Source organism: Stenotrophomonas sp. 24(2023), from assembly GCF_030913365.1.
Taxonomy (GTDB): domain Bacteria; phylum Pseudomonadota; class Gammaproteobacteria; order Xanthomonadales; family Xanthomonadaceae; genus Stenotrophomonas.
Genome location: NZ_CP133160.1, coordinates 4,187,850 through 4,212,181, shown reverse-complemented (window position 1 = coordinate 4,212,181; position 24,332 = coordinate 4,187,850). Strand labels below are relative to the sequence as shown.

General features: G+C 68.6%; 16 protein-coding genes. 9 read left to right on the top strand and 7 right to left on the bottom strand.

From position 1 onward, the window contains the following. Positions 1-300: 300 nt before the first annotated feature. Together Q9R17_RS19195 and Q9R17_RS19190 are read left to right on the top strand one after the other, a co-directional pair. Positions 301-7,197 (top strand): CshA/CshB family fibrillar adhesin-related protein, encoded by a 6,897-nt coding sequence (locus Q9R17_RS19195; protein WP_308156171.1) that lies wholly within the window; start codon positions 301-303, stop codon positions 7,195-7,197. Next, the gene (locus Q9R17_RS19190) at positions 7,194-10,880 is read left to right on the top strand and encodes a hypothetical protein (RefSeq protein ID WP_308156170.1); all 3,687 of its coding nucleotides are present in this window, start codon (positions 7,194-7,196) and stop codon (positions 10,878-10,880) included. Before Q9R17_RS19195 ends, Q9R17_RS19190 begins: the two co-directional genes overlap by 4 nt. A gap of 37 nt (positions 10,881-10,917) precedes the next feature. Here Q9R17_RS19190 and Q9R17_RS19185 read toward each other — a convergent pair whose 3' ends face one another. Beyond that, a complete protein-coding gene (locus tag Q9R17_RS19185; protein ID WP_308156169.1) occupies positions 10,918-11,571 on the bottom strand; it encodes a hypothetical protein in 654 nt (217 codons plus the stop codon). A 131-nt stretch (positions 11,572-11,702) separates the two neighbouring features. On the opposite strand from Q9R17_RS19185, the gene Q9R17_RS19180 reads away from it, so the two are divergent. Continuing rightward, complete coding sequence (locus Q9R17_RS19180; protein ID WP_308156168.1) at positions 11,703-12,800, top strand: crosslink repair DNA glycosylase YcaQ family protein; 1,098 nt, start codon at positions 11,703-11,705, stop codon at positions 12,798-12,800. A gap of 72 nt (positions 12,801-12,872) precedes the next feature. Here Q9R17_RS19180 and Q9R17_RS19175 read toward each other — a convergent pair whose 3' ends face one another. From Q9R17_RS19175 to Q9R17_RS19150, 6 genes are all read right to left on the bottom strand, one after another. After that, positions 12,873-13,133 carry a hypothetical protein gene (locus Q9R17_RS19175; RefSeq protein WP_308156167.1) on the bottom strand — a complete coding sequence of 87 codons (261 nt, stop codon included), beginning with the start codon at positions 13,131-13,133 and terminating at the stop codon, positions 12,873-12,875. After that, complete coding sequence (locus Q9R17_RS19170) at positions 13,130-14,482, bottom strand: TFIIB-type zinc ribbon-containing protein (RefSeq protein WP_308156166.1); 1,353 nt, start codon at positions 14,480-14,482, stop codon at positions 13,130-13,132. The genes Q9R17_RS19175 and Q9R17_RS19170 overlap by 4 nt, the downstream gene beginning before the upstream one ends. Before the next feature lie 21 nt (positions 14,483-14,503). Next, entirely contained in the window at positions 14,504-15,643 is a 1,140-nt protein-coding gene (locus Q9R17_RS19165) for an SPFH domain-containing protein (protein WP_308156165.1), read from the bottom strand. A gap of 146 nt (positions 15,644-15,789) precedes the next feature. Next, positions 15,790-16,683, bottom strand: coding sequence for an NAD(P)-dependent oxidoreductase (locus Q9R17_RS19160; RefSeq protein ID WP_308156164.1), 894 nt, complete (start codon positions 16,681-16,683; stop codon positions 15,790-15,792). A 63-nt stretch (positions 16,684-16,746) separates the two neighbouring features. Then, the gene (locus Q9R17_RS19155) at positions 16,747-17,025 is read right to left on the bottom strand and encodes a hypothetical protein (RefSeq protein WP_308156163.1); all 279 of its coding nucleotides are present in this window, start codon (positions 17,023-17,025) and stop codon (positions 16,747-16,749) included. Positions 17,026-17,100: 75 nt separating this feature from the next. Next, a complete protein-coding gene (locus Q9R17_RS19150) occupies positions 17,101-18,447 on the bottom strand; it encodes a sigma-54 dependent transcriptional regulator (RefSeq protein WP_308156162.1) in 1,347 nt (448 codons plus the stop codon). 394 nt (positions 18,448-18,841) lie between these two features. Here Q9R17_RS19150 and Q9R17_RS19145 point away from each other — a divergent pair, with 394 nt between their 5' ends. The 6 genes from Q9R17_RS19145 (at position 18,842) to Q9R17_RS19120 (ending at position 24,329) form a co-directional block, all read left to right on the top strand. Beyond that, on the top strand, positions 18,842-19,369 hold the full coding sequence (locus tag Q9R17_RS19145; RefSeq protein WP_308156161.1) for a hypothetical protein: 528 nt from the start codon (positions 18,842-18,844) through the stop codon (positions 19,367-19,369). Next, a complete protein-coding gene (locus Q9R17_RS19140; protein WP_308156160.1) occupies positions 19,366-19,989 on the top strand; it encodes a hypothetical protein in 624 nt (207 codons plus the stop codon). Before Q9R17_RS19145 ends, Q9R17_RS19140 begins: the two co-directional genes overlap by 4 nt. Before the next feature lie 44 nt (positions 19,990-20,033). Continuing rightward, the gene (locus tag Q9R17_RS19135) at positions 20,034-21,347 is read left to right on the top strand and encodes an adhesin (protein ID WP_308156159.1); all 1,314 of its coding nucleotides are present in this window, start codon (positions 20,034-20,036) and stop codon (positions 21,345-21,347) included. Positions 21,348-21,500: 153 nt separating this feature from the next. Beyond that, positions 21,501-22,223, top strand: coding sequence for a C39 family peptidase (locus Q9R17_RS19130; protein WP_308156158.1), 723 nt, complete (start codon positions 21,501-21,503; stop codon positions 22,221-22,223). Between the two features lie 13 nt (positions 22,224-22,236). Further along, positions 22,237-22,989, top strand: a complete 753-nt coding sequence (locus tag Q9R17_RS19125; protein WP_308156157.1) for a hypothetical protein — start codon at positions 22,237-22,239, stop codon at positions 22,987-22,989. Positions 22,990-23,033: 44 nt separating this feature from the next. Continuing rightward, positions 23,034-24,329, top strand: coding sequence for a hypothetical protein (locus tag Q9R17_RS19120; RefSeq protein ID WP_308156156.1), 1,296 nt, complete (start codon positions 23,034-23,036; stop codon positions 24,327-24,329). Positions 24,330-24,332 lie beyond the last annotated feature (3 nt).

Below are 24,332 nucleotides of genomic sequence, written 5' to 3'. Positions count from 1 at the left end.
CACATTCAGCTTCCGGAAATGCGCAGAGCGGGCGGGGATGGGCGTGTTACAAAAAGACACGCTTAACAACCGGGTCACTTGAAAATGTGATGTCTATCACATTAGGATGGCGCCACCTGTAATGCCGGGTGCAGCAACACGCCCCGGGCAAGGCTTCACGGACAGCACTACCTGCCACGGACCCGGCACCTGCGATGTCATGCACCCGGGACCTCACCGGGCACTGCTGTCCCCACTGTTGAACCAGTAGATGCGTTCCCGCCGGGAGCGCTGAAAGGGGATAACCACATGTGGCAGTCCATGACGTCGCGCTTCGGCGCGGGCGGTGCTTCCGTTCACCCTGATGTTTCCTTCCTGCGCCGGCGTGCCGGCCGCTACCTGGCATGCCTGCTGCTGGCGGCACTGTCCATCGCCGCGCCCGTATCGGCCTGGGCAGCGGCGTATGCCACCGGCGGCAGCAGCCCGTACCGCAACACGGTGCTGTGGCTGACCTGGGGCGGCGGTACCGATCGTGGCACGCCGGGGGTGCTGCTGGGCAACGGCAGTGCCTCGTCGATCTCGATGCCGGTTGCCGCCGGCATCAACCTGGATGTCACCTGTTCGCTGACCGGCGTATCCGGCGTTCCGCTCAGCAGCTACCGGCCTGGCGCCTATTCCGGCGACAGCCTTGATGACCTGTACAACATCGGTGGCACCGGCGGCGCCAACCAGTTGATCGCCGGCATCGCCGGTTCGTCGGGCATCGCCAACTTCCGCGTCAACTGCGTGTCCACCCTGGGCGGGGCGCCCTATCGCCTGCGTGGCGTGGTGATGGCCGATGCCGAATCCATCAATGGCAGCAACGAGTACGTGCAGGCGCGCGCCACCGGCACCTGGAACGTGGTGGAGATGCGCAAGAACATCGGTGCAGGCCCGTACCGCGTCACCAAGTCCGCCACCGGCGCCGACCAGGTGATCCGCTTCGGCCCGGGCAACGACAACAACACCGCCGCGGTCACCTTCCTCAGCTTCGACAATGCCGCCTACACGCCGGGCAACCTGGCCGTGGGCATGGATTTCGAATTCCGTGGCGGCGGTACCACTGCCATCGCCATCGGCCTGCTGGTGCCGTACGCCGACTTCGGCGATGCACCGGCCAGCTATGGCGACGCCATGCACGTGGTGGACGACCTGCAGTTCCGCAACGACAACATTCCGGGCAACGCCACCAACCTGGACATCAATACCGCCGGCTATACGCCCGGTGGCCTGGCGCCGCCGGCGACCAACTACCTGGGCACGGTCGGCCCGGATACCGAACAGCGCAGCAGCTACAGCAACGACGCGCGCGGTGACGACGATTTCCCCGCAGGCAATCCCAACGAAGAAGATGCATGGCCGCGCAACTACCGGCTGACCGTCATGCAGGCCGGCACCGTGGTCACCCAGCCGGTGGCGTGCATGGGCAACGGCAGCGTGGCCGGCTGGATCGACTTCAACCGCAATGGCCAGTTCGATGCCGGCGAACGCAGCAACACGGCGCTCTGCAGTGGCGGCACCGCCACCCTGAGCTGGACCGTGCCGGGCACGGTGGTGGCCGGGCCCAGCTTCGTGCGCCTGCGCTATGCCACCAACCCGGCACAGATCCAGCAGCCGATCGGCGTGGCCGACGACGGCGAAGTGGAAGATCACCTGATCACCATCGCCGCACCGTCGCTGCGCATCACCAAGACCAACAACAGCACGGCAGGTGTCTGGAACTACGGTGTCACCGGCCAGCTGTACACGCTGACGGTCAGCAACACCACCGATGTGCCTACCGGCAACCCACCGAACGTGCAGCCGGGCACCATCACGGTGCTGGATGACCTGCCGGCCGGTATCGTGCCGGCGTGGACCGGCACCCTGGTCAGCAACGGCTGGAGCTGTGCCGCTGCCGGCCAGCGCGTGACCTGTACCTCCGCCCAGGTGCTGGCCGCCACGGGCAACCCCGGTGCCAGCAGTGCGATGGTGCTGCCGGTCACCGTCACCGCCAGTGCCACCGGCACGCTGACCAACTACGCCAGCGTCGGCGGCGGCCATGACCCCTTCAACGGCGGCGTTACCCCGCAGCCCGGTGCGGCCTGTACCGATGCCGATCACTGCGCCCTGAGCCCGGTGACGGTGCCGCCCACCCGCGTGGGCTACGTCAAGCGCGCCAACACCGCCGGGCCGGTCAGCGTCGGCGACACGCTCGGCTACACCGTGGATGTCACCGTCGCCGATGGCAACACGCGCGATGTGGTCACGCTCACCGATACGCTGGGCACGGGCCTGGATTTCGGCAGCGTCACCAGCGCGGGGCCGTTCACCTGCAACGCCGCCAACCCACTGGTGTGTACGCTGCCGACCGATACCCTGCCGGGCACCTACAGCCTGACCTACAGCGCGGTCGTCAACGCACAGGCCAGCGGCCAGGTGACCAATGCCGTGGTCGGCACCGGTACCGATACCCCCACCTGCACCGGCGTCTGCACGACCACCACGCCGGTGGCGGCACCGCAGGTCAGCGTGTCCAAGGCCAGCACCACCCCCGGCCCGGTGGTGGTCGGTGACAGCGTCGGCTACACGCTGACCGTCGTCGTGGCCAACGCACGCACCAACGGCGTGGTCACGCTCACCGACACGCTGGGCACCGGCCTGGACTTCGGCAGCATCACCAGTGCCGGCGCGTTCACCTGCAACAGCGCCAATCCGCTGGTGTGCACATTGCCGGCCGGCAGCGTGCCGGGCAGCTACAACATGTCCTACACCGCCACCGTGAACGCGCAGGCCAGCGGCCAGGTGCGCAATGCGGTGGTGCCCAGCGGGCCGGATACGCCCACCTGCGGTGGCAGCTGCGATACCACCACGCCGGTCGGCGCACCGCGCGTGAGCGTATCCAAGGCCAGCACCACGGCCGGCCCGGTCGCCATCGGTGGCAGCATCAACTACACGCTCAGCGTGGTGGTGGCCGATGCGCGCACCACCGGCGTGGTCACTCTGACCGATACCCTCGGCACCGGCCTGGATTTCGGCAGTGTCACCAGCCCCGGGGCATTCACCTGCAACGCGGCCAATCCGCTGGTGTGCACGCTGCCGGCCGGCACCGTGCCCGGCACCTACACGATGTCCTATACCGCCACGGTGAACGCACAGGCCATCGGCCCGCTGCGCAACGCCGTGGTGCCCAGCGGCCCGGATACGCCCACCTGCAGCGGCAGCTGTGACACCACCACGCCGCTGGCCAGCCCGCAGGTGCGCTACAGCAAGCAGGCCTCCACCGGCGGCCCGCTGCGCGTGGGTGACAGCCTGGCCTACACGCTGACGGTCACCGTGGCCGATGCACCGACCACCGGCGTGGTCACCCTGACCGACACGCTTGGCACGGGCCTGGATTTCACTGCGGTCACCAGTGCCGGAGCGTTTACCTGCAATGCCGCCAACCCGCTGGTGTGCAGTCTGCCGGCGGGCCGCCCGCCGGGCAGCTACAGCCTGACCTATACCGCCACCGTCAATGCCCAGGCCAGTGGCCAGCTGCGCAATGCCGTGGTCGGCACCGGGCCGGACACTCCCAGCTGCGGCAGCAGCTGCGACACCACCACCCCGGTGGCCACGCCCGGCGTGAGCTATGCCAAGTCGGTCAATACCGCCGGGCCGGTCGCCGTGGGTGATGTGCTGACCTACACGCTGACCACCGTGGTGACCAATTCGCAGACCACCGACGCGGTCACCCTGACCGATACCCTGGGCACCGGCCTGGATGTGGGCACCATCACCAGTGCCGGCGCCTACAGCTGCACCGTCGGCAATCCGCTGGTGTGCGTGCTGCCGGCCGGTACCGTACCGGGCAGCTACAGCGTGTCCTATACCGCTACCGTGAACGCGCAGGCCACCGGCCAGGTGACCAACGCGGTGCTGGGCAGCGGTGGCGACACCCCGTCGTGCACCAGCAACTGCGGCACCAGCACGCCGGTGGATGCGCCCCGCATCGATTACCGCAAGTCCTCGGCGGCCGCGGGCGCGGTCAAGGTGGGCGACACCATCGCCTATACGCTGACCGCCGTGGTCAGCCGTTCGCAGACCACCACCGTGTTCACCCTGACCGATACGCTGGGCACCGGCCTGGACTTCGGTGCGGTGACCGCCACCACCGGTTTCAGCTGCGGTGCCGGCAACCCGCTGGTGTGCACGTTGCCGGCCGGCAGCGTGCCCGGCACCTACACCGTCAACTACACCGCCACCGTCAATGCACAGGCCACCGGCAACGTGCGCAACGGCGTGGTGGGCAGCGGCAACGGCACGCAGACCTGCGTGACCGATTGCACCACCACCACGCCGGTGCTGGCTGCCGCCGTGACCTACCGCAAGACCTCGGCGACGGCCAGCCCGGTCAGCGTGGGCGACGCGGTGGAGTACAGCGTGGAGGTGGTGGTCGCCAATTCGCAGACCACCGGCGTGCTGACCTTCACCGACACCCTGGGCAACGGCCTGGACCTGGTGGCGGTGACCCAGCCGGGCGCCTTCAGCTGCACCGTGGCCAACCCGCTGGTGTGCACGCTGCCGGCCGGCACCGTGCCGGGCACCTACACCCTGGGCTATCGCGCGCAGGTCAACGCGCAGGCCACCGGCAGCGTGCGCAACGCCGTGCTCGGCAGTGGCAGCGATACGCCCACCTGCAGTGCCGACTGCAGCACCGAGCACGTGCTGCGCGCCACGGAAATCCAGGTGGTGAAAAGCTCGCTGCCGGCCGCTGGCACGGAGGTGCGTGCCGGGGACAGCATCAGCTATACGCTGACCGTGGATGTGCTGCATGCCGCCACCACCCAGCCGCTGCGGCTGGATGACACCCTGGGCAACGGCCTGGTGTTCGATGCGGTCAGTGCGTCGGGTGCCTTCACCTGCAGCGCCAGCCTGGTCTGCACGCTGCCGGCCGGCACCGTGCCGGGCCGCTATGCGGTGACCTACCAGGCGCATGTGTCCGTCGACGCCCGTGGGCCGATCGGCAATGTGGTGGTCGGGCAGGGCGGTGGCGGCCAGCCGCCGGACTGCACCACCTGCAGCACCGAGCATCCGCTGGCCGAGCCGCGCGTGGTGCTGGACAAGCAGGCCGACCCGGCCAGCGGGACCACGCTGCGCCCGGGCGATCGCCTGCGCTACACCCTGGGTGCCACGGTCGAACGGGCGGCCCTGCGGGCGGCCCTGCAGCTGGTCGATACCCCCGACCCGGGGCTGACCATCGACACCCTGCCGGCGGGCTGCGCACGCCAGGGCAGCGACATCGTCTGCACGCTGCCGGCGGGCACCACGCCGGGCCGGCATGAGTTCAGCTACCAGGCGGTGGTCAATGCGCAGGCCCGCAGCGCGGTCAGCAACCGCCTGCGTGGCCAGTACCCCGACGGTGGCACGCCGCCGGAGTGCGGCACCTGCGAAACGCGCCACCCGGTGCTGTCCGATTTCGCGCTGCGCATCACCAAGACGGCCAGCCCGCGGCTGGTGAAGGTCGGTGACCTGGTCCGCTACCAGCTGGTGGTGGAAAACGTGGGCGGCAGCAACTGGCGTGACGGCATCGTGGTCGATACGCCGCCGCCGGGCTTCAGCTACGTGGCCGGGTCGATGGCGGTGGCCGATGATGACGGCGCCTTCGCCCTGGCCAGCAGCCAGGCGCCGCTGCGCATCGGTGCGGTGGATATCGCCGTGGGCCGCAGCGCCACCATCACCTACCTGCTGCGGGTGGGGGCGGGGGTGCGTTCGGGCAACCACGTCAACGAAGCCGTGGCGACCGGGACCGATGGCGCACCGCTGTCCAACCTCGCCACCGCCGAGGTGCGCATGGATGCCGACCCGCTGCTGGAAGACAGCCTGGTATTCGGTACCGTGTTCGATGACCGCGATGGTGATGGCTGGCAGGACAGTGCCGAACTGACCGGCGTCCGCGTGCAGGGCGGCTTCGCGCCGTCGGCCTACATCCCCGGCTCGACCACCATCGACCATGGGCAGGGCCCGCAGCCGGTGGCCGATGCCAGCGCCCCGCTGCTGCATGGGCTGCAGGTGGGCACCGTGGCGGGCCGGGGTTCCAGCGCCGACAGCGCCGCGGACCACCAGGTGGTGGTGCGCCAGCGCCTGCGCGAACTGGCCTTCACCGATGACTTCCAGCTGGACAGCACACAGGGGCTGCAGCTGCGCATGGATGCGGCCGGCGCCACCACGCTGCAGCGCAGTGGGCAGGCGGCCAAGGGCCTGACCGCTGCCGAGCCGTCGGTGCACCGCGATGTGGCACGCGTGGCCGATGGCTACGAAGTGGCCTATGTGATCCGCAACGAGGGCATCCAGGAACAGGGCATCCCGGGCGTGCGCCTGGCCACGGTGGAAGGCCTGCTGATCGAGACCGATCCGTTCGGGCGCTACCACCTGGCCGATGTACACGGGGGCGATGCGCGGCTGGGCCGCAACTTCATCGTCAAGCTGGACCCGGCCACCTTGCCGGCCGGCAGCGAACTGACCACCGAAAACCCGCTGCTGCGCCGCGTGACCCAGGGTGTGCCGACCCGCTTCAGCTTCGGCGTGCGCCTGCCGCCGTCGCCACAGGCAGCGGCCGAGCGCATCGAACTGGCACTGGGCGAGGTTCTGTTCGCGCCCGGCAGCAGTGAACTGCGCGCCGATTACAAGCCGGTGCTGGCGAAGATCGCCGAGGTGGTGGACCGCTACCGCGGCGGTGATGTGGTGATCCTGGCCGACGGTGACAGCCAGGCCCTGGCGTTCGCCCGTGCGGTGGCCGTGCGTGAGGCGCTGCAGGCCGAGGTGGCCGAAGCCTCGCGCGGTGGCCTGACCGTGCAGCTGCGCACCCGGGTGGACGACCCGCATTCGCTGGTGGCCGGCGTGGATGCCGGCGGCGCACTGCTGGGCACCGTGCTGTTCGACACCGACAAGGCCGTCATCCGCGAAGGCTTCACGCCACTGCTGGCCAGCATTGCCCGCCGGCTGGAGGCCATGGGGGGGGGGCAGGTCAGCCTGGTCGGCCATACCGACGTGCGCGGCCGGCACGCCTACAACCAGGCGCTGGGCCTGCGCCGTGCCGAGGCGGTGTTCGAAGCCCTGCGAGGCCAGCTCAGCCCGGCCGTGCAGCAGCGCGTCCGCGTCCGCAACCAGGAGAGCGCCGCCACCCGCGAGGCGGCACGGCAACAGGAGGCACGCCGATGAATACCCGTTACATGGCCCCCCGGCGTCCTTTGCGCCTGCCGCGCGCCACCCTCTGCCATGCCCTGCTGCTGTGCCTGGCCGGCACGGCACAGGCTGCACCGGCGGACACGCCACTGGAATGCAATGGCGCGCAGTGCAGCGCTGATGGCAACCTGTTGTTCACCCTGCGCTCGCGCAGCTACGACGAGCCGGTGACCGAAGGCACCGATGCCCGTTCCGGTTCGCAGGCCCTGCAGCCGGACCGCCGTGTCAGCATCGCGCTGGATGCGCCGGGCAAGGCGACCGTCAGTGGCCAGTTCATGATCCGCCTGCCCGAAGGCGGCGCGATCTGGGCCACCGAGGACCCGGCGATGGGCCAGCCGGAACTGTCCATTTCCGCTCCGTCGCTGGTGGCCTTCGACCAGGGCCGCATCGTCCGCCCGGTGGATTTCTACGTGCGTGGCAATTACACCGCCTTCATCCAGCGCCTGGAAGTGAGCGTCTACCGTGGCAGCGACAGCGATCTGGTGCAGCCGCTGGCCACCTTCGCGGTGCCGGTGTCTGCCGTGGGGCAGGGCAGCTGGGATGGCACGTTGCCGGCCTCGGTGCCGCTGCGCCGTGGTGATCGCCTGGTGTACGTGCTGCGTGCGTATGACGCGCAGGGCAACATGGACGAGACCACCCCGCAGTCGCTGCAGCTGGTGACCGTGGCCGAGGTCGAGCACGGCAACCAGCAGTTGCGTGACGCGCTGGAGAACCGCCGCGGCAGTGCCGTGGATGCCAACCAGGCCGCATCGTTGTCACTGCTGGAACAGGTATTCCAGGGCAACGGCCTGCGCCTGCAGAACATCCCGGTGCATGGCTCGCGGGTCCGCCTGCGTGGGCGTGACCTGCCGCTGGGGGCATCGCTGAAGATCAATGGCGAAAGCTACCCGCTGGACCAGGACCGCAAGTTCGCGGCCGAATACCTGATGCCGATCGGCCATCATGAATTCGCCGTCAGTGTCGAGCGCCCGCGCGAGCCGGCGATCAACCGCACGCTGTCGGTGGATGTCAGTGGCAGCTACCTGTTCGGCGTCGGCCTGGCCGACATTACGGTGTACCAGAACAAGGCGACAGGGGCCGGGCGCGATGTGGCCCGCGGCGAGCGCAACGACGATGTGCTCAGCGACGGGCGGCTGGCCTTCTACCTGAAAGCCAAGACGCGTGGCCGTTACCTGCTGACCGCCCAGGCCGATACCCAGAACCGGCCGTTGAAGGATCTGTTCGACGGCTTCACCAACGCCGACCCGCAGGACCTGTTCCGCAGCCTGGACCCGGACCTGTATTACCCCACCTATGGCGATGATTCGCTGACCCAGCGCGACGTGGATACCATGGGCCGCTTCTACCTGCGCATGGACTGGGACAAGAACCAGGCGTTGTGGGGCAACTACAACACCGGCCTGACCGGCACCGAGTACGCCCAGTACGTGCGTTCGCTGTACGGCGCGGCCGTGTCGTGGCGCTCGCGCGGGGCCAATGCCTGGGGCGATGCGCGCAGTGAACTGCGCCTGTTCGGTTCACAGGCGGAAACGGCACCGGGCCACAGCGAATTCATCGGTACCGGCGGCAGCCTCTATTACCTGCGCCATGCCAGCATCCTGCGCGGCTCGGACCAGGTGGTGCTGGAAATCCGTGACCGCACCACCGGCCGTGTCGAGCAGCGGGTGGCACTGGTACGCGGCGCCGACTACGAGATCGACGCCCTGCAGGGGCGCATCCTGCTGACCCGGCCGCTGGCCCAGGTCAGCCGCGAGAACCTGCGGCGGATCAGCCGCGACGTGCCGCTGGACGGCTACGAGCAGCGCCTGATCGTCGATTACGAATGGGTGCCCACCGGCTTCGATGCCGACGACATCACCGCCGGCGTGCGCGGCAAGCACTGGTTCGGCGACCATGTGGCCGTCGGTGCGACCTATGTGGACGAACAGCGTGCGGGGCAGGACTACTCCCTGCGTGGCGCCGACCTGACCCTGCAGGCCGGCCGGGGCACCTACCTGAAGGTGGAGCACAGCCGTACCGAGGCCACCAGCACGCCGGTGTTCTTCTCCGACAACGGTGGCCTGAGCTTCACCCGGCTCAACCCGCAGGGCCCACGCGAAGGCGAGGCCACCGCGGTGGAAGGCCGCATCAACCTGCGTGAACTGGGCTGGACCGACAAGGACTGGAGCGCGGGTGCATGGTGGCGGCAGGTGGACGGTGGCTATTCGGTCGGCCGCTTCGATACCGGCCAGCGCGTGCGCGAACAGGGCGTGGAACTGCTGGGCTACGTGACCGATGACTTCAATCTCTACGCCCGCTACAGCGAAGCGCGGCGCGGCAACGAGTCGCTGATCCAGGCCCAGGCCACGGCCGAATGGCGCATCGGCGACAATGACCGCCTGTCCGGCGAACTGCGCCGCGTGCAGGAGAAGCGTCTGGGCAACGGCAACAGCAACATCGCCGGTGTGCTGGCGGCGGCCCGCTACACCCACCGCATCGGCACCGCCCTGGATGTGTACGGCGGTGGCCAGCTGACCGTGGATGACGACCATGGCCGCTATGCCGACAACGATGCCGTGGTGGCCGGCGGCACCTACACGTTTGGTAACCAGTCCACGGTCGGTGCTGAAGTGAGTGATGGTGACCGCGGCAGTGCCGCGCAGGTGAGCGCCGAATACAAGCTCACCCCGCAGCACAGCTTCTACGGCACGTTCACCCAGTCCACCGACCGCAGCGAGTACGACCCGCTGTTCAGCCCCAACGCCCAGGATGGCTGGACGCTGGGCCAGCGCTGGCGGTTGTCCGACCAGGTCAACGTGTTCAATGAAAGCCAGTTCCTCAAGTCCGGCCAGGAATCGGGCCTGGCCAACACCTTCGGCATGGACTTCTTCCCGGCGGTGGGCTGGAACGCGGGGTTCACGCTCAGCGACGGCAAGCTGGACGCGGCCAACGGCCAGGTGGACCGCAAGGCCATCAGCCTGTCCGGTGGCCGTACCGCGCCGGGCACGGACTGGCAGAGCAAGCTGGAATGGCGCCGCGATACGGGGGCCGAACGGCGCACGCAGTGGGTCAGCACCAACCGCCTGAGCCACCGCCTCAATGACAGCTGGCGCATTGCCGGCCGCTTCAACTACGCCGACACCGATGATGCGATCAACCCGCAGGCCGGGGCGCGCTTCATCGAAGGCAACATCGGCTTTGCCTACCGGCCGTGGGACAACGACCGCTGGGCGCTGTTCGGCCGCTATACCTACCTGTACGACCTGTCCACGCTGGGCCAGGTGAACGGCGTGGACTACGACCAGCGCACGCAGGTGCTGTCCGTTGAGGGCGTCTACCGCATCGACCAGCGCTGGGAAGTGGCCGGCAAGCTGGCCCGCCGCGAAGGCGAGATGCGCTACGGGCGTGGCAGTGGGCCCTGGTTCGATTCGGCCACCAGCTTCGGGGCCGCGCAGCTGCGCTACGACCTGTATTACCAGTGGCATGGGCTGCTGGAATACCGCCTGCTCGACGTGCGCGATGGCGGGCGCCGGCAGGGTTGGCTGGCCGGGGTGGACCGCGATGTCGGGCGCAACTTCCGGGTTGGCGTGGGCTACAACTTCACCGATTTCAGTGATGACCTGACCCGCTTCGACTACAACCACCGCGGCTGGTACCTGAACCTGGTGGGGCGCTACTGAGCCGGCAGCGGCGGCGGCACGCCGGTGCCGCCGCCGGTCAGCGGACCCAGTGCAGGGCCTTCAGGGCCGTATCCAGCTGGGCTTTCGCGGCGTCCTGGCTGAAGGGCGGCGTGCGCGGCGGATCGTAGACCTCCGGCCGCGTACCGAAGACGATCTGGTCGATGGCATAACACGCGCCATCGCGCACCACGCGGTAGCTGTCGGCGGACAGGTAATGGCTCATGGCCGCATCACCGCTGCGGAAGTGGGTGGCGTCCACGCCGGCCACGGTCACGCGGTCGGCGGCGCCGGTCGCCTCGGCCGGGGGCTGCAGGCAGGCGGCCACCGCGGCGGCATCGGTGCTGCGGCCGACCCGCAGTTCGGCAGCGGTGATCGCATTGGAGCCGTCCATCACCAGCGCGGCCAGCGGGGTGCCGGTGCTGTCCGGCCCGGCGAACAGTTTCCAGCTGTCCAGCGCCAGGTAGCTGCGCGTGAAGTCCCGTACAACGTGCATGCCCGGCACGTTGTCGATGCGCAGGCCCGCTGGCGACTCACTGAACGCGGGCGCCGGTGACGGTGCAGTCGCGGCTGCGTTGGCGGCGGCGGCCGGGGCGGCGGCCGCCGCTGGGCCAGCGGAGGGCGTACGGCTGCATGCACTGGCCGAGGCCACAAGGACCGCCGCAGCGGCGAGAGCGGAAAGGGAAGGGCGCATGCGTGGGTTCCGTGCCGAAGAAGCGCCAGTCTGCGCGCCTGCAGGTCAACGCAATGCCAGCGCGGCCCGTCCCTGATGGCAGGCGTTCAGCCAGCACCGCCGCGTGGACGGGCTATGCTCTAATACGGTCGATGCCGCGCCCACCCTGCCTCGATGACCTGCGCCGCTACGCCGTAGCCCGCACGCTGTTCACCCCGACCACGCTGCCGGTGGCGATCCGCCGGCTGGGGTTCGTGCAGGCCGATCCGATCCGCGCGCCGGCGCGGGCACAGGACCTGACCCTGCGCCACCGGGTGAAGGACTACCGCGCCGGTGATCTGGAGCGGCGATACAGCCGCCTGCAGGTGGATGAGGACTATCTGGTGAACTACGGCTTCCTGCCGCGCGAGCACCTGGCCCTGATGCACCCGCGCCAGGCCAAGCGGCGTTGGGATGCCGCCACCCGGCGCAAGGCGGCCGACGTCCTGGCCTTCGTGCGCGAGCGTGGCACCGTGCACCCGCGCGAGGTGGACCAGGCTTTCGCCCATGGCCGGGTGACCAATTACTGGGGTGGCACCAGCAATGCCAGCACGCACCTGCTGGAGGGCATGCATTACCGCGGCCTGCTGCGGGTCCATCGCCGCGACAGTGGCACCCGCATCTACGAAGTGGCCACGCACGTGGTGCCGGACAACAGTGCCCAGGCCCGTGCGCAGCGGGCGGCGGCGTTGATCGAACTGGTGGTGCGCAAGTACGCACCGCTGCCCTCGGCCAGCCTGACCTACCTGGTGCGGCTGCTGGGTTACGGTGCCCCGCACCTGGCCACGCAGGCGCAGGCAGCCTTGAAACTGGCCCGCACGCACCTGGCCAGCGGCAACATCGATGGCACCACCTGGTACTGGCCGGCCGATGAAGACCCCCGTTCGCGCCGCTACCGCGTGGATGCGCAGGTACGCCTGCTCGCCCCCTTCGACCCGGTGGTGTGGGACCGCCGCCGGTTCCAGCAGCTGTGGGGTTGGGAATACAAGTTCGAGGCGTATACCCCTGCCGCCAAGCGCCGCTTTGGTTATTACGCGCTGCCGTTGCTGTGGCATGACCAGGTGATCGGCTGGGCGACTGTGGGCGCGCGCGAGGGGGGCATCGCGCCGGCACTGGGTTACATCGCCGGTGCCGCACCCGCTGGCGTGGCATTCCAGGTGGCGCTGGAGGAAGAACTGGAGCGCATGGCCCGGTTCCTGCAGCCGGCGTGACAGCCCGCTGGCGCGTGCAACCGGGAACGCCCGCCTTTCCGGAATGCCCGGAAACACGGGCAGTTCCTGACGCTAGCTCCCTGGCCCCTGCTGGCGCACCACGCGCTTGCGGTACTCATGCACGTTGTCACCGCGCACGCGTGTTTCCTGCGTACCGGTAATGGTGTCCACCTTCCGGTCCGAACCGGTCACCGGCTTGGCGGCGATGTCCGTTTCGCGCTCGAACCCGTGCGATTTATCGGTGTTGCGGTAGTAACGGTACAGCGCCCAGTACAGCGCGGCGCCGGCCGCTGGCCCTGCGGCCAGCAGGGCAAAGCCACTGTCATCACTCATGAGCTGACCACCAGGAACCAGAGAACGAGGGCTTCAACGATGCTGCCGGTGGCCAGCGCGGCCAGCAGCAGCTTCCACTGCTGCACCGGCACGCTGCCCATGGTTTCACCGGTACGGCCGTTGACGGCGATGTAATGCAGCATGCCGCCGTTGCGGCCAGGCTGGTGGTAGGAATACAGCCAGACCGGCAGGTACATCGACACCCAGCGCGAGCCGTGCACCTCCAGCTGTTCCTGCTCCCAGCGCACGCCACGGTCGTAGCGCTGCACCGAGCGTTCCACCTGCGCACGCGCGATGGACAGCAGCTGGTCCTCCAGCCGTGGCCGCAGCGCGTCGACATTGGTGTCGCGCTTTTCCGACGTGAAGCCCAGCAGGTAGGAGGCATTCCACTTCAGCGCGTTCTTGGTATCGAACGGCAGGATGGTGTTGATGATGTTGTTGGTGTTGACCGACACATCCAGGTTGCCCCGCTGCGCCGAGGATTCCAGCGGCAGGTCGTCCACGGTGAAATCCACCTGGCGCTCCACCTGGTACACGTCGGCGTCGTAGTAGGTTTTCTTGTTCTTTTCCGTGCCGCGGGTGTACTCGCGGGTCTTGATCTCGCCCTTGCCGGCCACGCTGGCGCTGGCCCGGCTGTCCACGATCATGTACGGCATGTAGACGCCCACCACGTTTTCCGGGGTGAACTCGTCCTTGAACGCCTTGAGCGCGAACAGGCGGCGCTTGTCGACGAACTGGCGGATGCGTGCGATGGCATCGTTCTTGCCGATGCGGAACGGCAGCACCGCATCGGGCACGGCACCGTTGCTGATCTGCTCGTTCACCCCGAACACGTGGCGGCACCAGTGGCAGCGGGCGGTCATCGTGCTTTCGGTGTTGACCGTCACCTCCGCGCCGCAGCCGGAACACTTGAAGCTCATCAGGCTGGCGGTATCGGCATCGATGTCGCGCGCACCGGAAGCGACGATCGTGCCGGTCAGGTCCTCCAGCCCCTCACCCAGCCCGAACGCCTCCTCGGCGCGGGTGCTCTGCCATTCGTGACGGCAGTAACGGCAGACCAGGGTGTCGGTGCCGATCTTCAGCGTGACGTCGGTCGCGCCGCAGCGCGGGCAGCGGTTCGCGCCGTCCTTCAGTTCGGCCGAGGCGGTATCGATGGCCACCGGGTCGGGGGCCTCGACTTCCTCGCGGATGGCCTCGGGCAGGCGGCTTGTGTCCAGCGGGAAGGTGCCGGGCAACGGTGGCACGTCCTGCGGCGAGCCGGGACCGGTCAGCGGGGTGCCGGGCAGGGGCGGCGGTGTAGCCGCTGCCTTTGACGGCAGCGGCGGCGGGGTGTTGCCGGGGATGGACATGGTGGTCGTGCGTCCTGCCGCTTACAGGCCCAGTGCCTTGGCCTTCAGGGCATCGTAGTCGGCCTGGGTGATCAGCCCCAGGTCGAGCATCTCCTTGGCCTTCTTCAGCTTGGCCACCGGGTCATCCGCCGCCGGTGCCACCGGTTGCTGCAGGGTGCCGGCACCGAACATGCCCGAGGCCATGCCCACGCCGACCAGTCCTGCCGCACCACCGTTCTCACCGGCCGACTGGATGCCCTGGGCCACGCTGGCCTGCAGGTTGGAGTTGCCGCGCGCACCGGCCAGCGCATCGGCGCGCTGCACGGTCTTGAGCAGCTCGCGGGTGTTGGCGTCGTATTCGATCGAGACGATGGCGGTCTTGACGATGGCCAGGCCGCGGTCGGCCTTCCACTGGTAGGCCTGCTCCACGGCGGCCGACAGGCTCTGCGCGAAGCCCAGCGAATCCTGCTGCAGTTTCGTGATGCGGTTGCCCTTGCCCGGGTCGTTCGTGTACAGGCTGAACGCCGGTGCCAGCGAGCCGACCACTTCATTGAACAGCTGGCTGGCCGCAGCGTTGTCCAGATCGGTGAAGTCGAACACCTGGCCGGGCTGCAGGTAGCTGGCCGGCACGAAATTCTTCACGAACAGGATCGGATCGAGGATCTTCAGCGTGTAGGTGCCGCGGGTAAGCGCGCCGACCTGGGTGCCGAGGAAGCCATCATCCCAGTAGATTTCCGACTGGGTACCGAAGCGGTTGTCCGGCAGCTCCTTCAGCGAAACGAAGAACGCGGCCTGCTGCGCGCCGGGCTGGCCGCCGAACTTGAAGCGCTCCCAGCTCTGCTTGATCAACGGGGTGACGATGCCATCGCCGGCGAAGATCGACTGTGAATTCAGGTCGTCCGAACGCCATTCGTAGCCGCCGGCTTCGGCGACGAAGGCGGTGATGGCGCCGTCCTGCATCAGCAGCAGGCCATAGCCTTCGGGCACGACGATCTTCGAGCCGTTGCTGATGATGTGCGATGAGGCGCTGGTGTTGGAGCCGCGGCCTGCATTGGTGCCGCGCGGCACCGCCGCGAACAGCGCCGCCGTGGACGGCAGCCCGGCCGGCACGGTGTAGAAATCCTTCCACTGGTCGGCCAGTACACCGCCAACCGCGCCCTTGATCGCCTGAACCAGACCCATGACCCACTCCCTGTGATGCGTGGGCGGGCCGGGTGCCCGCCATGACCGGCTGACTATATCAGCGGCCGATGGCAGGTGGGGAGCATGGGCGCGCGTGGATACCCCGCTGGCGGCTGGGTATCGCGACTGGATCGAAGCGCGCCCGGCTAACCGTCGACGCTGTCCATCGGCGCTGCCCATCGAGCGCGGACAGCTTCCAGCACGGCGGCCATGTCCTGGCCCCCGAGGCCCATCGCCAGGGTGCGGGCGAACAACGCGTCGCTGGCCGCGATCAGCGGCGCCTGCATTCCTGCTTCGCGTGCAGCACCGGCCACCAGCTGGCTGTTCTTGAACACATCGGCAATGGACGCCTGCACGGCATAGTCACCACGCACCATCTTGTCCAGCTTGATGCGCGAGACATCGCTGGCCATCGGCCCGGCATTGAGCACTTCGGCGAACCGCTCCAGTGCGATGCCCTGTGATTCGGCCAGGTGCGCCGCCTCGGCCAGGCCGGTGACCAGCGTGATCAGGTACAGGTTCACCGACAGCTTCATCCGCAGCGCGGCAGGCACCTCGCCGCAGGCAACGCACTGGCGCCCCAGCGGTGCCAGCAGGGGCGTCACCTGGGCGATGTCATCGGCGGCGCCGGCCAGCAGGATCACCAGCTGCGCGTTCTCTGCCTGGACGCGCGAGCCGGATACCGGCGCTTCCACGTAGCGGCCACCGTTGGCGTCCACCTCGCGCGCCAGCGCCAGCGCGTAGGTGGCCGAACTGGTGCCCATGTTGACCAGCCGGCGTCCACGGACACGGGGAGCGAATGCCGGCGACTGGCGGCCAAGCACGCTGTCGATGGCGGCATCGTTGGCCAGCATCAGCACCACGGTCGTGCACTGCTCGAACACCGTGTCCAGCGATCCGGCAATCCGCACGCCTGCGGCCTGCACGGCAGCGTCGTTGTGCGATGAACGCGACCACGCCAGTACCGCGTTGCCGGCCTTGGCCAGCTGGATGGCCATGGGGGTTCCCATGACCCCCAGGCCGATGAATCCGATGGGCATGCGCGTCTCCTGCAGTGGGCGGGGGCCATGATCGCGCAGAAACCACCCGGCAGGTGTGGGGGATCACCCCGGCAGGGTGCACTTCATCTTGCCATCGACGTAATAGGGCTTGGGCACATCCGGGTTGGCGGATGTTTTTTCAAAGACGATCTCGAACGATGCGGCATCCGGTGTTCCCTTGCGCTCGGTGCAGGCCGCCTGCAGCTTCTGTTTGACGGCGGCCACGCCGGCCTCCTTGCTGGCGCCCTCGGCGCTGTTGGTCAGGTTCACGGTTTCAGCCAGTGCCAGCGGGCTGAACGCCAGCAGGCAGCCTGCAACAAGCATTGCGCGGAGCGTCTTCATGCGGTGGTGTCCCTGTGTCGTATGAGCCGGCGCCCAGCATAGGGACAGCAGGTTAAGCGTGCGTGGAACCGGTGTTCATCGCAGCGCCGGCAGCTCCAGCCGATGCTTGCGGCACAGGCGGTACACCGTTACCCGGGAAATCTGCATGTGCCGGGCGCACGCCGAAACGTTGTAATCGTTCTGCCGCAGGGCATGCAGCAGCACATCGCGCTCCACCTGGCCGCGTGCCTCCTGCAGGCGTGGGTTGCCCACCTGGCCTTCATCGCAGGCCAGGTCGAGGTCGCGCACGGTGATCAGTTCATCCTCGGCCATCACCGCGGCACGCTGCACCCGGTTCAGCACTTCGCGCACGTTGCCCGGCCAGCCGAAGCGCCGCAGTGCCTGCCGTGCGTCGTCGTCGAAGCCGCGTGCACGCACATGCTGGCGATGGCGGAAGCAACGCAGGAAATGCTCGGCCAGCAGCAGCACGTCCGTGCCGCGATCGCGCAGCGACGGCATCGGCAGGCGCAGCACGTTCAACCGGTAATACAGATCACGGCGGAAGCGCCCCTGTGCCACCGCCTCTTCCAGATCGACATGGGTGGCGGCCAGCACCCGCACATCCACACGGATGGGCTGGTTGCTGCCCACGCGCTCGAAGGTGCCTTCCTGCAGCACACGCAGCAGGCTGGTCTGTGCATCGGCGGGCAGATCGCCCACTTCATCCAGGAACACGGTGCCCCCGTGTGCGGATTCGAACAGCCCTGCGCGGCGCAGCGTCGCGCCGGTGAATGCGCCCCGTTCATGGCCGAACAGTTCCGATTGCACCAGGCTTGCCGGAATGGCGCCGCAGTTGACGGCCAGGAACGGCTTGGCGGCACGGGCGGACAATGCATGCAGTGCCTGCGCGGCCAGCTCCTTGCCGGTACCGGTTTCGCCGGTGATCAACACGGGCAGTTCCACCGGGCCCAGCTTGTGCAGGGCCGTGCGCACGGCCAGCATGGCCGCGCTGTCGCCGATCAGTTCCGGCAGCGCCGTGGCGGCAGCCGGGGCGGCGGCATCGTCCACATCGAACTGCAGCTGCAACGCGGCCAGCAACGCATGCAGGCCCATCGGCAGCGCGAACTGCTGCTGGCAGGCCAGCAACAGCGTTGCCCAGCTGGGGGGCGCACTGCCCAGGCCGGGCGGCAGGATGGCCATCCAGGGCAGGAAGCGGTGGCGTTCCACCCAGGGCAGCAGCAACCGCACGGCATCGCCGTCCAGATGGCGAAGGTCCAGCACGCCGATCAGGCGGTCACGGCCACGCAGGCCGATGGCCATGGCCGGGTTGGGCGTGATGCTGCGCAGTTCCCAGCCAGCGGCGGCAAGCGCGGAGCGCTCTGCTGCCTGCGGCTGGCCGAACCAGATGACGCAGCGCGAATGGGCTTGCTGATCTGCGGTCATGCCATCCCCCAGCACCCAGGTACTGTCGGCGGGGCAGCATGGTTGCGCCGACGTGCCGCCCCGCGTCGGCATGCTTGGCCGCTCGGGCGGCCTGTTTTGGCCGGATGCTACCGCGCGGCCAAGCGTGAATGCAACGAAAACAGCGGGAAAAAAGCCAGCTGAAGCGACGGCGCAACAGGGGTGTGCCATGCCCTGTAACAAAAATGTTGCACTGGCCCACCACGCCGCACGGCGGGCATTTGCCACGATCCGATCATGCCGGCGGCCCGCACCGGCTGTATCAGCCAGGCGCCGGCGGACGCACCCGGCAGCGTCCTGAACGCCCGCTGCCGGGGCCTTGCGCACTTGGCACGGAAGCTGCGTACGCCCCTCCCACCTGCAACGGGAGAGGGGCATGGACAGCAGCAGCCAACGGGGTAGTGCGGTGCGGTGCGCGGCCATCGTGCTGCTGGCATTGCCGATGCTGGCCGCCGCATCCGGCGCCCGCCAGGGCGTGAAGGCGCAGCCGGGAGAGGTGGTGCTGCTGCGCGATGTGGCGGCCCGCCCGGCATACCGCATGGCACCGCCGGGCGTGGCCCTGATTGCCGACCCGAAGCCGCAGCGCGAGCTGGCAGCGGCGCTCGGCAGTGGCGACGCCGGTGGCATGCAGGAGCTGAGCGAGGACGACTATGCGGGGATGGGGGCCAGCCGCGCGGCAGGCCTGGCCGGTCCCGGCAGCAGCACCGTCGAACGCACCACCCAGCAGGCGCTGCAGGGCACCCTCGGTCGCACGGGCGAGGGTGCCCTCGGTGGCAGTTTGAACAGTGCACTGGGCGGGCCGCTCGGCGCCGTCGGGTCCACCACCCGTGGCATCGGTGCGACCGTGCAGGGCGCGTTGGCGCAGTTCCCGATGGGCGCGCCGACGCCGGCAGGTGGCAAATGAACGCAGCGTGGCGTGTTCGCGCGGTCCTGCTGCTGGCCCTGCTGCCGCTGCAGGCCGTTGCCGATGACTACAGCGGCATGCTCGGCTATCTCGACCAGGCCCGCCTCGATGGGCGGGCCTTCGCCGGTGCGAACGGCGCCATCGCCATCAACCAGGCCGCTGGCGATCTGAACCTGCAGGCCAATCTGCGCGGTCTGGCCAGTGGCGACCAGGCCAGCGCAGACATCACCGCGCGCCAGCAGCACCAGGGCAACGTGGTGCTGTCGGCACCGCTGCATGCCAGCGCGCAGATCGCCGGCCAGGCGCTGTCCGGCGCCAGCGGCATCGCATCGATCAACCAGGCCAGCGGCATCGCCAACACGACGCTCAACGTCGTCAGCGCGACGCTGGCCCGACAGGGCATACGCGAAACCGATGATGCGGCATTGGCCGCCTCGGGCGTCGCGTCGGCAGGGGGGCAGGGCGACGCCGGCAACGGTGTTGCGGCCGGCACGCGCAGCGTCGGGGTTTCGGCGACCGCGCTGCGTGGCTTCGACGGTGTCCTGCAACTCAACCAGATCGCGGGTGCACGAAACGATACGGCCAATGTGCTGGCCCTGGTCGTGCAGGGCAACCCGTGAGCACCACCCACCCGAGTGCATGACCTGAAGAGAGAGAGGGCACCATGAAAGCGACCGTCAGCAAGACCATGCTCGCCATGGCCATCGCTACTGCCTCCACCGCTGCCGCGGCCAATGGCTGGGACAACCAGAACGCCAACGCGAACATCAACCACAACCACACCGTCAGCGAAACCCGCAACGACACCCACAACCACACCGACAACGACGTGCGCAACCGCACCGTCAATGTCAACGTACAGAAGCACAGCACCATCCAGGCCGACGAGCGCAAGGAAAAGAACAACCACGGCGTCGACGTGAACCTGGAAAAGGACCTGCGGCTGGGCACGGACATCCAGTTCTCCGGTGATCCGTCCATCACCGGCGACATCGACCTGGATTCGGCCGCGATCGCGGTCATCGACAACCGCCAGTCGATCAGCAACAACGTCACCAGCAACAGCCTGGTCACCAACCGCGCCTCCATCGCCGACAGCGTCGGTGCCGGTGCCTCGGGCAACCTCGGCTTCAACGTGGTATCCGGTGACAACAACGCGCAGGACAATGCCGCATCGCTGTCCGCCGCCGATGCCTCCTTCAGCTTCGGCATGGCCGATGCCGAGGTGTTCGTCAACCAGGCCGGCTTCGGCAATACCACCATGAACGCCGGCGTCACCAACGCCGCCAGCCTCGGTGGCAATGCCTTCGGTGGCGCGTCGGGCAACATCGGCGTGAACATCGCTTCGGGCAACAACAACGAGCAGAAGAACGCCCTGGCAGCGTCGGTGGCCACCAGCGCGGTGGCACAGTCGAGCATCAGCTCCAACCAGGTGTCCACCGGCAACACCGTGGCCAACGCCGGCTATGTGCGTTCCTACACCGATACGGTGCAGGTGGGCCTGAGCGGGCGCGTGGCCGGCGGCACGCTGGCCTACGGTGCCGGCACCTACCGTGGCTCCGGCAATGCGTACCAGATGGCCAACTACTACCTGGATACGTGGAACGGCGCGCTGCCGCACCCGGGTGGCAACGCGACCGGGCACATCGACCTGGACAGCGACATCCAGAACGCAACGATGAATCCGTACCGGCAGGGCGTGGGCGGGCTGGGCTTCGACACCCGCGAGAGTGGCACCAGCCAGTTCGTCGAACTGGGCATTGCTGATCTGTACGCGAGCCTGAGCGGCACGGTCAGCACCACCCGCTGGGTCAACGTGGATGCGACCAACACCGCGTCGTTGTCCGGCAGTGCCTTCTCCGGGGCCTCGGGCAACATCGGCGTGAACGTGGCCTCCGGCACCGGCAACCTGCAGGCCAACAGCCTGGCGCTGGCGGTGGCCCAGCCCAGCGCCGGCGGCGGTGGTGGCAGCGAGTAACAGCGCGTGCGGCCGTCCACTGCGGGCAACCGCAGTGGGCGCAACACACCTGGCCATCCGCCAATGGCCAGGTTCCCCGGGAGCCCCTGTCCTGTCTCCCCCCTTGGGCAGGGGCTCCTTCCTGCCGCTGCACCGTGCCAGGAAGAACACGTCATGACCGCTCACCGCCGCCTGCTGCATCTGTTGCTGCCCTGCCTGCTGCTGCCGGGGTTGCTGGCGTGGGCCAGCGTGCCGGGCTGGGCGGGGGAGGTGTCCTTCACTGGCGTGCTGCCCAATGGCGCGCTGCTGCAGCAGAAGGTGGAAAGCATGCAGGAGCGGCGCTACCGCAACGTGGTGCGCCAGCACACCGACTACAGCTGCGGGGCGGCGGCGCTGGCGACCATCCTGCGCCACGCCTACCACCTGGACACGGACGAGGCCACGGTGATCGAAGGGATGATGGGCGTGTCCGATCCGGCGCTGGTGCGCGAGCGTGGCTTCTCGCTGCTGGACATCAAGCGCTATGTGGAATCACTGGGCATGCGCGGCCGTGGCTACCGCATCGATGAAGCGCGCCTGCGCACCCTGCGCGTGCCCGGGCTGGTGCTGATGGATGTGCGCGGGTTCCGGCATTTCGTGGTGCTCAAGCAGGTGCGCGACGGCAGGGTGGACGTGGCCGACCCGATCCTGGGCAACCGCAGCCTGCCGCTGGCCGAGTTCACCGCCGCCTGGCCCTCGCGGGCCGTGTTCGTGGTGATCGGCAGTGATTTCGACCGCAACACGGTGCTGCTGCAGCCCAGCGAACGGCCCAGTGCCCGTGCGCTGTATGCGCGGCAGGGACCGATTACCGATGCCGAGCTGGTCGACTTCGGCTTCAGCCATGCCGACCTGTTCTGAAGGAGAGACGACCATGTCGTGCCAACGCTGCCTGTTCGCCCTGCTGCTGATGCTGCCGCTGCTGCCCGCCACGGGCGCAGAGCGCGCACCGGGGCGTGGCCTGACCGAAATACCGGACCCGGAACTGGGCCTGATGCGCGGCCGCTACACCGTCGGCGGCACTACCGTGGCCTGGTTCGGGGTGACCATGGTGTCGCAGTGGCAGGCCGCCAACGGCGCCACCCTGCAGGGATCGCTGACGCTGGGCATGGATTTCCGCCAGGGCGGCGCACCGCGCCTGAGCTTCCAGCCCAACGTGCAGGTCACCGCTGCCGATGCGCCCCTGCCGGCCACCACCGGCCGCAGCATCGACAGCAGCGGGCTGGCCAATGCCAGCGGCCTGGTGCAGAGCGTGCAGGTCGCCGGCGATGGCAACCGCGCCCGCAATGTCACCGCGCTGACCGTGCGCGACGGCGCCGTGCCCATCGCGCTGGCCGACAGTGGCCAGCGCCTGGCCAGCGTGCAGCAGGGCGGTGCCAGCGCCAGCGCAGTGCTGGAGGGCAACCAGGCGCGCCTGCTGCTGCAGATGGACGGGCAGGGCCTGGTCCAGCAGTGGATCCGCAACGGCAGCGTGGGCCAGGGCATCGCCCTGGCCGGCGATGGCCAGAGCGCCAGCAACCAGCTGCAGCTGGAACTGGTCCGCAACACCGTGGCCAGCAACCTGCCCCTGAGCCAGAACGTGGCCCAGGCGATGGCGCTGAACCGCGGCATGGCCCCGGGTCCTTGAACGGGCCCGGGTGGGGGGAGTGAGGTTCAACGCAGGGTACGACCATGCATACGATCATGCGGTTCACCCCGCTGGCGCTGGCGGCGCTGGCAACCACCGCGTTCGCACAGGCCGGCGCGCCCGTGCAGGATGCGGACGTACAGGCCCTGGCCAGCCAGCTGGAACAGCTCAAGGCCAACTACGCACAGGAAGTGCGACGGCTGCGCGAGCTGGACATGCAGGTGCAGGCGATGCAGGCCCGCGTGTCCGGGCGGGCAGCCGTTGCACCTGGCCCGGCCGAGGCACCGGCTCCCGTGCCTTCGGCACCGACGGCGGTGCCGCCCAGCAGCGAGGCCTATGCCAGCACGGCGGCCGAGGCACAGCAGGCGCGGCAGGAGGCGCGGCGCAGCGTGGACGATGTGAAGCAGCAGCAGTCGGCACTGTTCAGCCGCCGCTTCACCGTTGAAAACAGCCTCACCTACGCGCGCTACGACCGCAAGCAGCTCACCCTCAACGGATTTCTGGCGCTGGATGCGATCTTCCTCGGCAACATCGCCATCGAGAACGTCGAGTCCGATTCGATCACCTACAACCTGGCGGCACGCTGGGGCGTGAGCCGCAACCTGACCTTGAACCTCGATGTGCCTTATCTGGCGCGCCGCACCGTGTACCAGAAGGGCGGGGCCGGCGGCGCGGCAGCGGCGATCGCGCAGGAGGAAACCAGCGGCAACGGCATCGGCGATATCGGCCTGAGTGCCAACTACCGCCTGTTCGGCGAGCGGGGCTGGCGACCGGAAACGGTGCTCACCGCCGGTGTCACCGCCCCGACCGGGCGTGCCCCCTATGGCCTGGACTGGCGGGTGATCGAGCGCGACGACGATGACTACATCCGCTTCGCCGTGCCCGCCGAGCAGCCCACCGGCAACGGGGTCTGGCAGGCCAACGTGGGCGTGTCGATGGTGAAGACCGCCGATCCGGCCATCCTGTTCGCCAACGCCGGCTACGTGCATTCGTTCGTGCGCGGTTTCGACGACATCGACAGCAACCCGGACACGGTCAATCCGGGCGAGGTGAAGCTGGGCGGATCGGTGTACTTCGGTGCGGGCGTAGCGTTCGCCTTCAACGAACGCACCAGCCTGAGCCTGTCCTTCAGCGACCGCATCGGGGCGCGCGCGTCCACGCGCTACAAGGGGGGACAATGGGTGAAGGTGATCGGCAGCGATTCCAACGCGGCCTCGCTCAACCTCGGCGTGACCTACGCACTGAACTCACACACCACGCTGGTGACGTTGCTGGGCATCGGCCTGACCCCGGATGCACCGGATTTCACCCTGGCCTTCAAGATTCCGTACATGCTCTAGCAA